Origin of the sequence: Nostoc sp. (assembly GCF_036917415.1) — a bacterium.
Taxonomy (GTDB): Bacteria; Cyanobacteriota; Cyanobacteriia; order Cyanobacteriales; family Nostocaceae; genus Nostoc.
The window spans coordinates 183,481-197,315 of record NZ_JBALDJ010000114.1 but is presented as its reverse complement, the minus strand read 5'-3'; the positions used below and the strand labels follow the sequence as shown (position 1 = coordinate 197,315).

The following is a 13,835-nucleotide window of genomic DNA, read 5'->3' as shown; positions in this document are numbered from 1 at the left end:
GCTATTTTTGGGCAATTTTCAACTTCAATTCTTGTAAAAGTTCAGTGCTAATGGGTAATGTTGCCAGAATTGGATGTTTAATACCTCCCCAAATACTTCCAGTGCGCATAGGATAGGAAACTAATATTTCAGGAATTTGACTAGAGATTAAAACTTGTGGTAGTGCAAGTTGACCTAGCGATCGCGCTCTCTTGTAATGATATGATTCTGATAGAGCCAGATCCAGTTGTTGAGCGATAATTTCTGGGGTTTCTTTTGCCGAATCTAATAATAGAATATAGTGTGGAGGATCGGCAATCGGTATCAAGCTTTTAAAATTAGTTTCTTGCAAGTTCAAGAGAGTCAGAGCATTATTGACAAAGGTTTCTTGCAACTTTTCGCCCACCAAATCGCTAATAGCTTGATGTCGTCCAAGAAATTCTAAACAAGGAGTGTGGCGATAGTAATGAGTTACCCGGATGCGATCGCCAATTCGATAACGATACAAACCTCCTTTCTGCGATAAAATTATCGTGTATTCCTTGCCAAGGTTGAGTTCATGTAAATTATGCAGGGAACCAGTCTCATCCTCGAACTCGAAAAACACTTCATCTAGAACTGGCACATATCCTCCAGCGACAATCAACGGAATCGTCATTGGGGCTTCGGTTGCTAGTAGTCCTTTACCTTGAATGAATACACCTGGAAATTGCGATCTTAAGCCCTGAACTCGATCTGCTGCATTGGCGCTATCCCAGCAAGAAATCAGCTTCAAATTTGGCCAGAGTTGCATCCAGAGAATATTACTTTCGCACAGGAGTTGCAGACGATGATGTGAAATCCGGTTGTGTAATTCTGCTCGCAATAAATCCTGATTTTCTTGAATATATTTTAAATGTACTTGCAGAAAACTCGGACTCCAAATAGAAATAATTTCTAGTTTTTCAGCCTCTAATAATGCCAAAGCCAGTTGATGTTTAAACAAGTTTGCGTCATGCAGCCGATTAAGTTTATTTGGCATTACCAACCAAGGACGCAAAAACCAACGCAACCAGCCATCTAAGTAATCTAAATCGTTCTGTAAAGCTTGGCTATCCACTACATTTACTTGCGGCGAGATACAAGCATAAATCTTCCCTGTGGAAAATTTCGGGCCATGTACAATCAAATCATGCGCCCATACACAAAACATTTGATTAAACGATCGCCGCAAAGATTTAGTATAAGGAATCCATTTTACCGCCCCACTACTACCAGAGGTTTTTTCATAGAACAAAATGGGTTCTGGTGTGAGTGGAATTTGCTGATGTTTGTGATTTAACCAGGGTTCGAGTGCATCATAATCTACTATTGGCACACGCTGCCAATCATCTACAGAATGAATCCCTAAAGTTTCACCATACTCACTCTTAATTAGGCGATCGCAAATTTCCTTCTGTACAGATGTCTGCATTAACTCTGGGTTATCCAAAGCTTGATGAAATCGCCTCGCAGTTGGTGCAAGTATTTGCCCAAAAAGCTGAATAATCGGACGCATTATTGCACCTTTTGATTAGGATAAAGGTTGCTGGCTGCTGGTAAATAAGAACCATCGCCAATGACTACACCAGGAGCAAGATTAGATCCTGCTCCGACAAAAACATTGCTGCCAATCTTGACTTTTTTGACATACAACATTAAATTTTGCTTGCGGGGTTTAATGATATGAGAATAGATACCGACACGATGCCCGATAACGACGCGATCGCCAATTTCTAATAAACTGCGATCGGCAATTTCTAAACCTGGTGTCCAGTAAACATCTCGCCCTACTTTAGCACCCCACAATCGCAACCAACAGGAAAATACCCCTGGAATCAGTCTTAGCAGTGCTTCTAACGCTGGAATTGCAATATAAATTACCTGGATTTGATGACTACCCCACCAGGGATTATATTCTTTACCTTGTAGATAGCTAATACCTTCCCGCACAGGATAAACCCATTCATGCAAGCGGTAAACTAACACTGGTAGCCCATAAATAAAAAGGAATACTGCTAGAATGCTGAAGATGTTGGGTAAATAGGCGAGGTAGACTATTGCTGCTCCAGTTAGCAATAATATAAAGGTGGGAAAGAATAAAATAATTTTACTTATAACTGTCATTAAAATGGGAAAAAAAGTTTTTTTAACAAATTTAATGAGCTATGAATTCCGATTATAGATGGCATATTTTTGCTTTCATAATATGTTCCATGTAACTTATCCCAAATTTTCAGATTAGCCCCATAGTTATAATTGTGGATTTCACGGCAATGATGCCAAGCATGATCCTGTGGTAAGATTAACCAAGGAGATAAAAATTGATATAACCAACTATTTTCAGGAATTATCAAGTCGCTATGTCGCCATAAATCCAAGGCAGAAGTTAGACTTACTCCAAGTAAATAACCTGTAGGATCGGCTAACAGATACAAAAATAAACTGTGTATCCATAAATAAATAATTAACAAACTTGTCCAGAGTGTATTCCGGGAAGTTCCTAATACATCCATCTGAGTAACAGTATGATGGACTTGATGAACCTTCCACAGCAATTTAGTATGTAATAAACGATGATTCCAATAATATAAATAATCAACCACAACAAAACTGATAATAAAAGTTGGAATAAATGATACTTTTAAATATCCTTGTTGAGTGGGTAGTAAATATTGATAAAGCCAATAAACTAAACTAGCTTGTAGTAAGGGAATCAAAATTCCTTGAATCGTTAATCCTGTACCATCAAGCAACCAATCTTCACGACTTTTAACTTTAAGTTGAGTTTGTCCAACCTGATTGGTAATAGTCCAAGCAACTAATCCGATAAAAGAACCAAAAATTATTAGTTGTGAAAAATTTTGTATTTCCACTTCTGATTACTCACACTGATATTGAATATTGATTATGAATTACATCATGTCCGCTTGATTACTTATTAAACCCGAAGAACCCCACCCCGCCAAAGCTTCGCTTTGTCTCCCCTCCCTGCAAGCCTACGGTGTACATACAAGTAGTCCGAGAGCGAGTTTCCAGCCAAAAAATGTAGATTCAAACTGATACAGTCCGCGAATCAAAGTAGTAATTCTCGGAGGTTTCACAGACTTATAACCAGACCAACCACCAAGCCCTTGCATAATCCAAGTAGCCCAAGAAAGAGTTTGAGCAAGATAAGGATTTTGTTGCAATTGAGTTTTAGCATCTATTGTTGGTGCGATGTCTACGACGGGCTACGCCTACGGGGTGTTAGGGACTTTTGCAAGAAGTCTATTGAAAGGATACCTCGTATTTACCTCCACGTTCCAGGGCGCGTTTGTAAGCAGGTCTTCCATGAATGCGCTCGACAAATTCTTTGACCTTTGGCCGGTTCTTGACCTCTTCGGGGCGCGTAGCAACTACTTCTAGGGGAAAGCTCATTTGGATATCAGCGGCGGTAAATTCATTGCTCGCAAACCACGTATTTTTACGGAGTTCGCCTTCTATGTAGTCAAAGTGAAGTTTGATTTGGGGCGCGACGAATCCGCTAACCACGCTGCTGTCCCCTGCTCCGAAATTGTTCAATATCAGCTGCATTACCAGCAGTGGCATTGCAGAGCCTTCGGCGTAATGCAGCCAATACTTATAGCGCAGATGCTCTGGCGTACCGGATGCTGGGACTAGCCGACCATTACCGTAGCGATCGACTATGTATTCGATAATTGCACCCGACTCAGCAATCGTCAAATCTGCATCTGTAATTACTGGTGACTTGCCGAGGGGATGGACTTGGCGCAGCGATTCCGGTGCCATCATCGTCTTTGGATCGCGTTCATAGAACTTGATCTCGTATTCTATACCTAATTCTTCAAGCAGCCACAGCACACGCTGCGATCGCGAGTTGTTAAGATGATGCACAACTATCATAAAACGTTCCTCTTCTGGTAGCTTATTGCTATCTGACTCTTGGCTAATTTCCAACTATACTATTAGACTTTTTCAGCCTCACTCCCCTAATTGGCTGGTTTTATTGTTTCTAATTGGTATAAGTTTGAGTTAGTCGGTTGGAGAAACTGGTGCATCTGCTTTTGCAAAAAGTGACGATAGACACACAGCCAAGAATCGAAATAGTTGCTACATAAAAACCTAATTTGTTTCATTTATGGCTTTAGTCATTGCTGGGGAACGTAGTGGGGTGGGTAAGACAACAGTCACGCTCACCCTTTTAGCATCTTTACGCCGTCGCGATCGCCAGGTGCAATCTTTTAAGGTAGGGCCAGACTACATCGATCCGATGTTTCATCAACACGTAACCGGTCGTGCTTGTCGCAATTTAGACCCCGTATTGACTTCTCAAGCCTATGTTCAGCAATGTTTTGCCCGTCATAGTCAACTGAGTGAATATGCCCTAGTAGAAGGAGTAATGGGGTTGTTTGATGGAGTTTCGTCATTGGACATTAGTCATTTGTCATTTGCAAAGGACAAAGGACAAAGGACAAATGACAAAGGACAAATTACTGATTTTGCGAGTACGGCACACATCGCGCGGCTGTTAGATTTGCCTGTGGTGTTGGTGATTGATTGCAGTCGTTTATCTGGTTCTGTAGCTGCGATCGCTCACGGCTATCGATCTTTTGATCCCCGAATTAAAATAGCTGGGGTAGTATTAAATCGTGTCGGCAGCGATCGCCATCTCTCTCTTCTCAAAGATTCGCTAGAACCCTTACAATTACCCATTCTTGGCGTAATGCGCCGTCAAGATAACATCACAATTCCCGATCGCCACTTGGGTTTAGTACCCACAGCCGAACTTCCCGAACTCAACGCTTTAATCGATCGCCTCGCCGATTTAGGAGATACTTGCTTTGACTGGCAACGCTTATTAGCTTTGTTAAAATCAGAACCCCTTTCTTTTTCTACTTCATCCTGCTTATCTCCGTCATTCCCAGTTAGGATTGCAGTAGCCCGCGATCGCGCGTTTAATTTTTATTACCAAGACAATCTCGATTTGCTGCAACAGCTTGGTGCAGAATTGGTTTTCTGGAGTCCCTTAGAAGATGCTGCTATACCACAAGATATCCAGGGATTGTATTTTGGCGGTGGTTTCCCAGAAGTTTTTGCCCAGCAACTCTCAGAAAATACCAGCGTTCGTGATGCAGTAAAAATGGCAATACTCAAAGGAATGCCTACAGTTGCCGAATGCGGAGGATTGATGTATTTGTGTGAGCAAATTATCGATTTTGAAGGTAAATCTTGGCCGATGGCGGGAGTGCTACCAACATCTGCTGTGATGGGTGGACGTTTAACTTTGGGCTATCGTCGTGCAGTCGCTTTGCAAGATAATTTGTTAGTTAAGGCAAATACAACTGTTTACGGACATGAGTTTCATCGTTCCCATTTAACCTTAACTCCCACTCAACCCCTATTTAAAACTTCTCGCTACGATTGTGAAGAAAATATGGGATGCGAAGGATGGGGTTTACCTGCAAATGTTCATGCTTCTTATGTTCATCTGCATTGGGGAGAAAGTAGAGAAATTCCCCAGCAGTTTCTTAAAGAATGTCTAAAAGTAGCATCTTCAGGAACGTGGATTTAAGCCAATACAGTTCAAGATCAGCCCAAAACCCAGATGTAGAGACGCGATTTATCGCGTCTTGAAAGCAATACGGTTGAGTTAAGCATTTTTTCTCTTCTCTCTGTTTCGCGCCGCGCCAGTTGCTTCAAGTCGGGGAACCCGTCCAACGCACTGGCTTCTCTGCGCCTCTGCGGTTCGTTAAAAAAGTTGACTTTGATAAAGAGTTTTAGCCTTAACCCAAGCGTATTGGGATTTAGGCAAGCGCAAAACCCAGTCAAGAAAATTACAGTAATTTCCAGGTAATAAATAGCTATAAAAATTACCCAAAGAAGTGCGGGTGTTTCCCAGGGGATGGGGACAAAGACAATACCGTTCAGTTAAGCTTTTTTTCTCCCCCTGCTTCCCTTGCCTCCCCTGCCCCCTATGCCTGCCTTAACAGATAAATTTCCTTAACCCAAGCGTATTGGGGACAAAGAGACACAAAAAGGCAGTGAGATAATTCACCGCCTCCTCTTGGAGAAACTTATAACTCCATGTTAGTTTTGGACTTCAACCCAACGGCGGTAAAGCTTTTGAATTTGTTTGAGAAGCGCAGTAGGAGCTGGTTGAGTTGACTCATTCGGCTTCGCTATGTCCTGCAATTGCGTCAGGAGTCTGGCTTCTTCGACGGCAACTTCACCATCGCTATAAATTAAGCCACTGATGGCTTCAATCAAATTTTCACAATCTTCAAGACTGGGGCGATCGCCTAAATATTCCCGCACCCAGTCGTAGCATTCTTTTGGCTGTACAGGAACTAATTCGTACAGCCAAGGCTTAATTTCTGGGTCGTTAGCTAAACCTTTTGCTTGAGCTATTTCGCGGAGATATTGCCGTTCTTCTGGCTGGATTCTGCCATCAATCCAGGCTGCTCCAATCAGGATTTTAACTAAGTTTTTCACATTGGAAGGGGAAACCATTGCTGCCTCCTCTGGTAGATTCAGACCTCTACCAAATCGTACAATCCTAAACAGTATTCACTCGGAATTATTGGTTTTTCTTAAGCGCACCATAAAAAAACCATCCATGTCCTGTCGATGGGGCCAAAGTTTAAACCAACCTTGAGGTGTACTATCGGTAGAATCAGGTAACTCAACGCTACTGGGAGACTCAATTTGCCAATCAGGTGACTCAGCTAAAAACGCCGAAATTACTTCTTCATTTTCCACTGGATGCAATGTACAGGTGGCATAAACTAATACACCACCAGGTTTGACAAAAGTTGATGTATGTGTTATCAATTCTCGTTGCAGCACCGAAAGTTCTCGGACAGATGTTGGTGTCTGTCGCCAACGCGCATCAGCATGACGGTGCATAGTTCCCAAACCAGAACATGGAGCATCGAGTAATACACGGTCTGCGGTGTTTTGAAATTGGTTGAGGTGGCGACTGTCACCAGTGTAAATTTGAACAGATTGTAAATTTAGCCGTTGAGAATTTTCTTGGAGTTTGCGAAGACGAGAGGGAGTGCGATCGCAAGCCCAAATTTTCCCTCGATCTGCCATTAACTCAGCGATGTGGGTTGTTTTTCCCCCTGGTGCTGCACAGGCATCAATTACCACCTCACCTGGTTGGGGGTCGAGCAAATGACCTACCAATTGAGCGCTAGCATCTTGTACAGTCCACCAACCTTCTTTAAAACCCGGTAGTTTTTGAATCGATCCAGTATTACCAATAAATCGTAAAGCTTGGGGTAAATGAGGAATGCGTCTTACCAAAACACCAGCAGATTGGAAAGCCGCCTCAACTTCCTCAATGGAAGTGCGAAGTGGGTTGATGCGTAAGTCAATTGTTGGTGATTGGTTCATCCATTCACACAGTTGTTCTGTAGCAATCAAACCCAGTTGTTCTAACCAAACTTGAACAATCCAGTCAGGAAAACTGTGTAAAATGCCCAAGCGTTCCACAGGGTTTTCTGGAAGTTCTAACGGATCAGTATGGAGAGATAAGGGAGTGTTTTCTTCCCCTGCTCCCCCTGCCCCCCCTGCTTTTCTGAGATACTGGCGTAATAGACCATTAACAAAACCTGTGAGTCCAGAAAAACCGTTTTCTTTAGCGAGTTGGACTGTGGTGTTAACAGCAGCTGAGGCGGGAATACGCTCTTGATAACGCAGTTGGTAGAAGCCCAGATGTAAGATGGTGCGGAGGTCTTGTGGTTGTTGATGAGATTTCTTTTTAGCGAGTTGATCGATGAGAGTATCGAGGGTGCGTTGCCTTCTGACGCTCCCATAAACTAATTCTGTCACTAAGCGGCGATCGCAATCAGGCAAACTGACTTTTTGCAACACTCTATCTAGGGCAACATCAGCATAAGCCCCCTTATGCACATCTCGTAGGGTGATAAAAGCTAATTGACGGGGGTTTGTCATGAAAACACGATTCAGGAGTCAAGAGGCTTTTGTATTCTAACTCCCAACTCCTGTACAGACGCGATTAATCGCGTCTCTCCTAACTTCCCTATCAAGACATATACGGGTCTACACTAGCAATTTCAAACTCACACGCTCTAGAAACCTGTTCTGCTGGTAATTTTCCAAAGCTGATTAATGGTAAAGAAGCGGGGTTTGCCATCAGTTCTTTTGCTAATAAAAACCCAGTTATTGTCCAAGTTTGATATTTCCTAGCTTGTTTCCCAATCAGTCGCCCTTTTTTCCCATCGTAATATTCTGGCCATTCATCTGTACTAAGGCGTCCTTGAGCAATTTCAATCGCCTTTTGTGCAAGATTTGTTTTATTAGTTTTTACAGCCGCCGCCGCCAACATCCACATTAAAACTGGCCAACTACCAGCATTATGATACGACCAAGGTATATTTTTGGGGTCACATCCAGTCACAATTCTGTATTCTTCATGTTCCAAAGCTGGGAAACAAATTTTCATTGGCATATCTCCCACCAAATCATCCCATCGTTCCTCAATCAGAGTCATAATCGCTTGTGACTGTTCTTCAGTGGCTAAGTCTGAAATGATTGCCATTAAGTTTCCGAGTGAAAAGAAGCGAGTATCTAGCTGCGACGGGCCAACATTACCTGCTAGATAACCACCTTTTTTTGGTAGCCACTTATCTAATTCATAATAAGGAACAGAATCTACATATATGTTGAACAGATTAACAGCAGCCTTGCCATATTCTTCACTTTTGAAGCGATAAATTGCATTCAGACGATTAATATCTATCCAATAATGCTGGCGAATATGAGCGCATAAAAGAGGCAAACGGTTATCAATGGCTTCAACAATATCGGAATTACCTTGACAAATTAGCAGTTCGCGAGATGCACGCAATGCCGTGTAAAAAAGGACTTGCAATTCTAGAGGATGCCCATAAATGCCCATACGACGGTCAATCATACAAGCGCCATCTGGAACCAACAGCGTTGGATACATATCAAAACGATTTGCCAAACAGATTTCCATGATTAACCTGATACCATTTTGGAATTCAGGTTGATAGGCAAGAGAAAAATCTTCTGTGGCAACTATATAAGCGCGCAATAAAATAATCCACCATAAGCAAGAATCTACAGGTGTAACTCTAGCGATCGCATGTTCGCCAAAGTCTGCTTCTAAATATTCTTGCCCATTGTCTGATACCACTTTAAAGCTAGCTGGTATTAATCCTCGTCCTGGCTTATAGGCATCTAATGCCTTTTCTTTAGGCTGTAACTTTAAGGTTTCTTCTAAGAAATTACGAACAATATCGGTTCTACCTTTGATCAGAAAAATTAGAGCAGAAGAAACAAAATCTCGGACAAAGCACTGATCGTAATTGAGCGCTTCTACAGACGCATCATAAGCGGCTACTGTCCCAACAGGGCGACCTTGATAATAGAGAATTGATTTTTCTAGTGCTAGCCATGCTTCTTCAACTTCTTCTAAATTCTCAGTAGTTTCCAATTCGTTTAGGTGCATTGCCAGAATAACTCCATAAGGATTGTGAATTTGTGGTAGAGGTGTCTTCATTTATTATTTTTGCTATTCTCAGCATAACAAAAACGATTCTTTGAATAGCAAAGATAATTGGGTAAAAAATAATTAATTAACTAACAATAAACTTGCTGACATTTATGCAACTTTATTGTTAGTTAATTGCTTGCCATCTATTACTATTTTGGTGAATTATAGTTGTTGTTCTCCACCGCAAGTAGTAAGATAATTCCTAAAAACAGTCACTTGAAGGAGGCAGGAGGCAGGAGGCAGAAGGAACAATTGGAAGAGGATTCAGACCCCTCCCTTTTTTTGCGCCGTATAAACGGTGAGGTCTTAAACCCCTGCTCCCAAGGCGTCGCGGCAGGAGGTAGAGGGGAGTTTTCCTTCTGCCTCCTGCCCTCTGCCTCCTGCCTTCCTTGATAAGATATATTTTTAGATTATTTCTTGTTCCGTTGTCTGTCCATAATCTTTGCTTTACCAAACAAAAACATATCTTCAGTGCTGTTTAGGAGTTGTGTGAAGTTAAAAATGGTTGCAGTGTATTTACTTGAGCAGGATTAGTTTTTGACACTAATAAGTCAGATTATTCCCCTATTATCTAATAATTTATAACGTTTTTTCAGAATATGCAAGATTAATTTTCAAAATTCTTAATATGTCAATACTCCTCAAGGGTTAATATCTTACCCTGCTGACAGATGAAACAGGGCGTTTATGGGAGTATAGCTAAAAATAATGAAGAGTGCTGGGTCGAAAGACCGCCCACAAGGGACAGGACATGTACCAAGTAGATAAGTACTGAGTATTAGCAAGGTGATGTTTACGACTGTTCTCCCAAAGCAGCCTTAAACACTTGTTCAGCAGTTAGATTTAGTTCTCTTAAAGTTGGCGATTGAATGCGTTGTTTACCGCCGCAGGCATCGCTACCACGAAACTGAGTGACTTGGTACTCGCCTTCCACTAATTTGTAAACTGATATTGTCGGTTGTTTAGGATTGCTGATAAACCGTTTTCTACCAAGAGCAGCATAGTCAACAATCCAATATTCGGAAATTCCAATTTCCTCTCTTCTCCTGTCGGAGACGCTACGCGAACATATTCACCGAACTTGAGAAAATAATCATCTCGCCAATTTGTACTCACAACTTCTACTACCAATGGAATTGATGCGGCTTGAGTAACTGTTGATGATTTTTTCCAAAGTGGTTCATTTTTCCGGTTTTCAAGTTCCACAAATTAACTTGTCTGTCATCACTGCCACTGATTAAGGTATAGCCGTAGTCACACAGGTTAGGACATTTTGAAAGCATGAAAGCTAGGAATAGTAATACTTTTGCCTCCTGCCTCCTGCCTTCTGCCTCCTGCTATAGTACCATCAGGACTGATTGCGATCGCATTAACTGCCGCTAAGTGTCCTTTGAGTGTGCGTACACATTTCCACGTTTCAGCTAGCTGGGTTTTCAGAGATATTTTTTCTACTTCAATATTGGGAGTAGAAGGTTTAGGAGTAACAAATTCTGATTTTTTCTTTAATTCAGTTTTAAGCGCTTGTAACTCATCTTCAATTTCCAAAACAGCAAATTTTTGGTTGAGATCCTCAGCAGATAAAAATGCATCTAATTCCATCATTGCTTCGGAATAGTAGTCCATCTGCAAAACTTTCTCTTCCATCCGCTCAAAAAGCTGTGCTGGAGTTTCGCTAATTCCAGATTCATCTAACAGTTTGGCAATACCATAAGCGGCGAGTCCCACTACTGCACCAATTCCCGCCATCGGTACTGCACCAATCCTAAATGCTAGCCTTACTTTCGGTGCGACTAAACCCATACCACCAACGACGCTATAAATACCAGCACCGCCGACTGCACCAATTCCCATTGTAGCGATCACAACAGCATCTCCCTGTGCTATGGCTTTAAAAGCGCCATAAGCAGCAGCACCAGCCACAGCGCCAGCACCAACTACAGGAGTTGTACCAATACCAACAGCACCAAATCCGCCTGCTAGTCCCATCCCGCCTACAGTTGCGGAAACGCCAGCACCTGCAATGGTTCCGCCTGCAATAAATGCTGTGCCTGTTTTAAAGTTTTGTATCACTGGTTTTATTTATAGGTAGTTTAAGTTCCTTACAGCATAGACTTAGTAAATTTTTCTGAGTTCAGGGAAATTTATGAAATCTTGATAGGATAAGTTTTTAATAAAAATAAACCGCAGAGGTGCAGAGAAAGCAGAGGAAGAGAGATTTGTGAAATAGTGAAAGCCCTCCGGTGAACTTACCGAAGGGCTAAAAATAATATTTGTCCCAGAGTACTGTGCAAAGTTTAGATTTAATCTTGCACAACTCTTGTAATCAACTAAATTTAAGGGTTTGGCTCACTGTGGTTAAGAGCTTCCCATACGCGGTATCCAATATAGCCAGCTGCTGCTGTTGCGGCTACTGGAAGTAATATCGGAGCTGCTACGACTGAACCAACCGCAGCCCCCGCGGCGGCTATAGTTCCACTTGCAGCCGCAGCTGCTGAACCAAGCGCAGCCCCTGCCATTGTTAGAGTTGCCGCGTGTCCCGTAGCAACCAGCGTTACCGCGCTGCCCGAAGCCACTCCTGCAGCAAATGCCGTCATATTTCCACATTCTGACTCACAATTGAAGATTTCTACTTTTACATCTCCTAATGCTTGAGCAGGAGCAGGTGAAATAGTCAGGGCGCTAGTCACTACAAGTAGTGTAACTAGGCACATTGTAATTAGTCTTTTAGCCCTTTGAAATAAACGTTGCATAAGATTTATTGTCTTAATTTAATGTTGATAAATCACAGAAGCGATCTACCTCAGCTTAAGAAACAAAACCTACAACGCCATCAGAAATTTCCGCAAAGCAGAAAAAAGCCAAAATCCTCAAATCTACCAGCTTATTTATGAAGTTTAAACTATTAGTACAAATTTTTAGTTGGTTAAACTCATCACTTAATAGAACTGACATATAGCAGTCCTAATGCTTGAACTCTCGCAACTGCTTCTTCTTATGTCTGCCCGTAAGCCAGTACACCAGGAAAACTAATCACTTCTGCTAAAAGGCGAACTTGAACAAAAAACGCACACGCAATCCAAAAAAGCTTAACAAGCAAGTTATTCCACAAAAATATCGATGCTATTTTGGTGCGATCGCACTCTCTATGACATGATGATTTTGTGCGATTCTGACAAACAGGTTTGTTAACTCATTACCAAATAATCGGAACTAATCCTGATGCGGTTATATATTACCTATAACCAGTCTAAGCTGTCTTCTATATCTCCATAAAATTCAGTAACTTTAAAATCGTTTTCTGTTGATTGTTTATGCCCAAAAAACATACCAAACCGCATTATTTGCTTTTGTATTCGAGATTTTTCTGGTTCTAAAAAAGTTACAATAACACGGCTTTCTGACACATCAGATGGTAATTCTGAAAGTTGTATATTACCGTTCTTGTACACTCCTTCAATCGATTGCAACATTAGTATTTACCAAATTTGTACTCATATAAATTATAAAGTTAATACTAAAAAGATGCCGACTTGCTTAAAAACATCAAATTTTGGGGTTGTACTGGCGCTAGCTGCTGTTGTAAGTACATATCAATCAGCTTGTTGTACTCTGCGTGAGTCCCGATCCAAAACCACAAAATACCATCCTTAACTTCTACACCCAATGCCCTATAGTTTCGCCCTGCGCGGACTGACTAGTATTTACCAACCTTCTTGAAATGCAGTGATGGATGGGAGGGATCAGACTTGAGTAGTTCGTAACACTGATCGGCTATTCGCTGAACCTCTTCAGGCAAAACATTGTAACGTTCCCAAAATCGATGAGTTGTGTAATGCATCAAATTGTTCGATAGTTCCCCGCCTCGAACTCAGCGATGTCTACGACGGGCTACGCCTACGCTTCTTGTGCAAAAGCTTCCAGTTTGCCATCAGCAATATCTTTCTCTAATTGTTCATCCCACCGTTGATAGTCTAAATCAGCAAACCATTGAATGAGCTTTTCATACTCGTTGGGTGGCAGTTGAAGAATCGCGGACTCAATTTGCTCAAGCGTCAGCATAAGGATACATCACCTTTACTCCAAGCAAATTATAGCTTTCTCAACTAACGATCTCGACCGTGGTTGTATGCTTTGCATCCCAATCTTAAATTCGCCTCTGTTTGGATTAAAGCAGAAATTTATCTCTGTAACTGAGACTTGAAGTAGCGATCGCACATCATACGTTACACACTCTATCGATTATGTCAAGCAAGCCTGCTCTTTTATTAATCAGCAATAGGCGAACTTG

At 41.7% G+C, this 13,835-nt stretch carries 12 protein-coding genes and 3 pseudogenes; 1 reads left to right on the top strand and 14 read right to left on the bottom strand.

The annotated features are described in order from the left end of the window. Position 1 precedes the first annotated feature (1 nt). The 5 genes and pseudogenes from V7K41_RS26290 to V7K41_RS26270 all read right to left on the bottom strand — a co-directional run bounded on the left by V7K41_RS26290 (position 2) and on the right by V7K41_RS26270 (position 3,957). Positions 2–1,516, bottom strand: a complete 1,515-nt coding sequence (locus tag V7K41_RS26290; protein ID WP_334852957.1) for a GH3 family domain-containing protein — start codon at positions 1,514–1,516, stop codon at positions 2–4. Continuing rightward, positions 1,516–2,124 (bottom strand): DapH/DapD/GlmU-related protein, encoded by a 609-nt coding sequence (locus V7K41_RS26285; RefSeq protein WP_334852954.1) that lies wholly within the window; start codon positions 2,122–2,124, stop codon positions 1,516–1,518. Before V7K41_RS26285 ends, V7K41_RS26290 begins: the two co-directional genes overlap by 1 nt. Then, positions 2,124–2,873, bottom strand: coding sequence for a sterol desaturase family protein (locus V7K41_RS26280; RefSeq protein WP_334852952.1), 750 nt, complete (start codon positions 2,871–2,873; stop codon positions 2,124–2,126). The genes V7K41_RS26285 and V7K41_RS26280 overlap by 1 nt, the downstream gene beginning before the upstream one ends. Positions 2,874–2,996: 123 nt before the next feature. Next, positions 2,997–3,218, bottom strand: a pseudogene (locus V7K41_RS26275) (IS4-like element ISSysp3 family transposase); the annotation flags it as partial. Positions 3,219–3,267: 49 nt separating this feature from the next. Continuing rightward, a complete protein-coding gene (locus tag V7K41_RS26270; RefSeq protein ID WP_334852951.1) occupies positions 3,268–3,957 on the bottom strand; it encodes a glutathione S-transferase family protein in 690 nt (229 codons plus the stop codon). A 181-nt stretch (positions 3,958–4,138) separates the two neighbouring features. Between V7K41_RS26270 and V7K41_RS26265 the strand changes: the two genes are divergently transcribed. Beyond that, positions 4,139–5,572, top strand: a complete 1,434-nt coding sequence (locus V7K41_RS26265; RefSeq protein WP_334852949.1) for a cobyrinate a,c-diamide synthase — start codon at positions 4,139–4,141, stop codon at positions 5,570–5,572. A 515-nt stretch (positions 5,573–6,087) separates the two neighbouring features. Here V7K41_RS26265 and V7K41_RS26260 read toward each other — a convergent pair. The 9 genes and pseudogenes from V7K41_RS26260 to V7K41_RS26220 form a co-directional block, all read right to left on the bottom strand. Beyond that, positions 6,088–6,510 (bottom strand): tellurite resistance TerB family protein, encoded by a 423-nt coding sequence (locus tag V7K41_RS26260; RefSeq protein ID WP_322668115.1) that lies wholly within the window; start codon positions 6,508–6,510, stop codon positions 6,088–6,090. 57 nt (positions 6,511–6,567) lie between these two features. After that, positions 6,568–7,959 (bottom strand): 16S rRNA (cytosine(967)-C(5))-methyltransferase, encoded by a 1,392-nt coding sequence (locus tag V7K41_RS26255; protein ID WP_334852945.1) that lies wholly within the window; start codon positions 7,957–7,959, stop codon positions 6,568–6,570. A gap of 91 nt (positions 7,960–8,050) precedes the next feature. Then, positions 8,051–9,502, bottom strand: a complete 1,452-nt coding sequence (locus V7K41_RS26250) for a glycoside hydrolase 100 family protein (protein ID WP_334853211.1) — start codon at positions 9,500–9,502, stop codon at positions 8,051–8,053. 838 nt (positions 9,503–10,340) lie between these two features. After that, a pseudogene (locus V7K41_RS26245) lies at positions 10,341–10,741 on the bottom strand (Uma2 family endonuclease); the annotation flags it as partial. Between the two features lie 69 nt (positions 10,742–10,810). After that, the gene (locus tag V7K41_RS26240; protein ID WP_334852944.1) at positions 10,811–11,617 is read right to left on the bottom strand and encodes a PspA/IM30 family protein; all 807 of its coding nucleotides are present in this window, start codon (positions 11,615–11,617) and stop codon (positions 10,811–10,813) included. A gap of 263 nt (positions 11,618–11,880) precedes the next feature. Beyond that, positions 11,881–12,258 carry a hypothetical protein gene (locus V7K41_RS26235; protein WP_334852943.1) on the bottom strand — a complete coding sequence of 126 codons (378 nt, stop codon included), beginning with the start codon at positions 12,256–12,258 and terminating at the stop codon, positions 11,881–11,883. Between the two features lie 525 nt (positions 12,259–12,783). Continuing rightward, complete coding sequence (locus V7K41_RS26230) at positions 12,784–13,017, bottom strand: hypothetical protein (RefSeq protein ID WP_334852941.1); 234 nt, start codon at positions 13,015–13,017, stop codon at positions 12,784–12,786. Between the two features lie 122 nt (positions 13,018–13,139). After that, positions 13,140–13,385: pseudogene (locus V7K41_RS26225) on the bottom strand (ParE family toxin-like protein); the annotation flags it as partial. Positions 13,386–13,441: 56 nt separating this feature from the next. Continuing rightward, entirely contained in the window at positions 13,442–13,606 is a 165-nt protein-coding gene (locus V7K41_RS26220) for a hypothetical protein (protein ID WP_334852939.1), read from the bottom strand. Positions 13,607–13,835: the final 229 nt, after the last annotated feature.

Excerpts from the sequence above, each read along its gene's own strand:
- V7K41_RS26290 (WP_334852957.1), bottom strand. The coding sequence starts at position 1,516 with ATGCGTCCGATTATTCAGCTTTTTGGGCAAATACTTGCACCAACTGCG.
- V7K41_RS26285 (WP_334852954.1), bottom strand. The coding sequence starts at position 2,124 with ATGACAGTTATAAGTAAAATTATTTTATTCTTTCCCACCTTTATATTA.
- V7K41_RS26265 (WP_334852949.1), top strand. The coding sequence starts at position 4,139 with ATGGCTTTAGTCATTGCTGGGGAACGTAGTGGGGTGGGTAAGACAACA.
- V7K41_RS26260 (WP_322668115.1), bottom strand. The coding sequence starts at position 6,510 with ATGGTTTCCCCTTCCAATGTGAAAAACTTAGTTAAAATCCTGATTGGA.
- V7K41_RS26255 (WP_334852945.1), bottom strand. The coding sequence starts at position 7,959 with ATGACAAACCCCCGTCAATTAGCTTTTATCACCCTACGAGATGTGCAT.
- V7K41_RS26250 (WP_334853211.1), bottom strand. The coding sequence starts at position 9,502 with ATGCACCTAAACGAATTGGAAACTACTGAGAATTTAGAAGAAGTTGAA.
- V7K41_RS26235 (WP_334852943.1), bottom strand. The coding sequence starts at position 12,258 with ATGTGCCTAGTTACACTACTTGTAGTGACTAGCGCCCTGACTATTTCA.
- V7K41_RS26230 (WP_334852941.1), bottom strand. The coding sequence starts at position 13,017 with ATGTTGCAATCGATTGAAGGAGTGTACAAGAACGGTAATATACAACTT.
- V7K41_RS26220 (WP_334852939.1), bottom strand. The coding sequence starts at position 13,606 with ATGCTGACGCTTGAGCAAATTGAGTCCGCGATTCTTCAACTGCCACCC.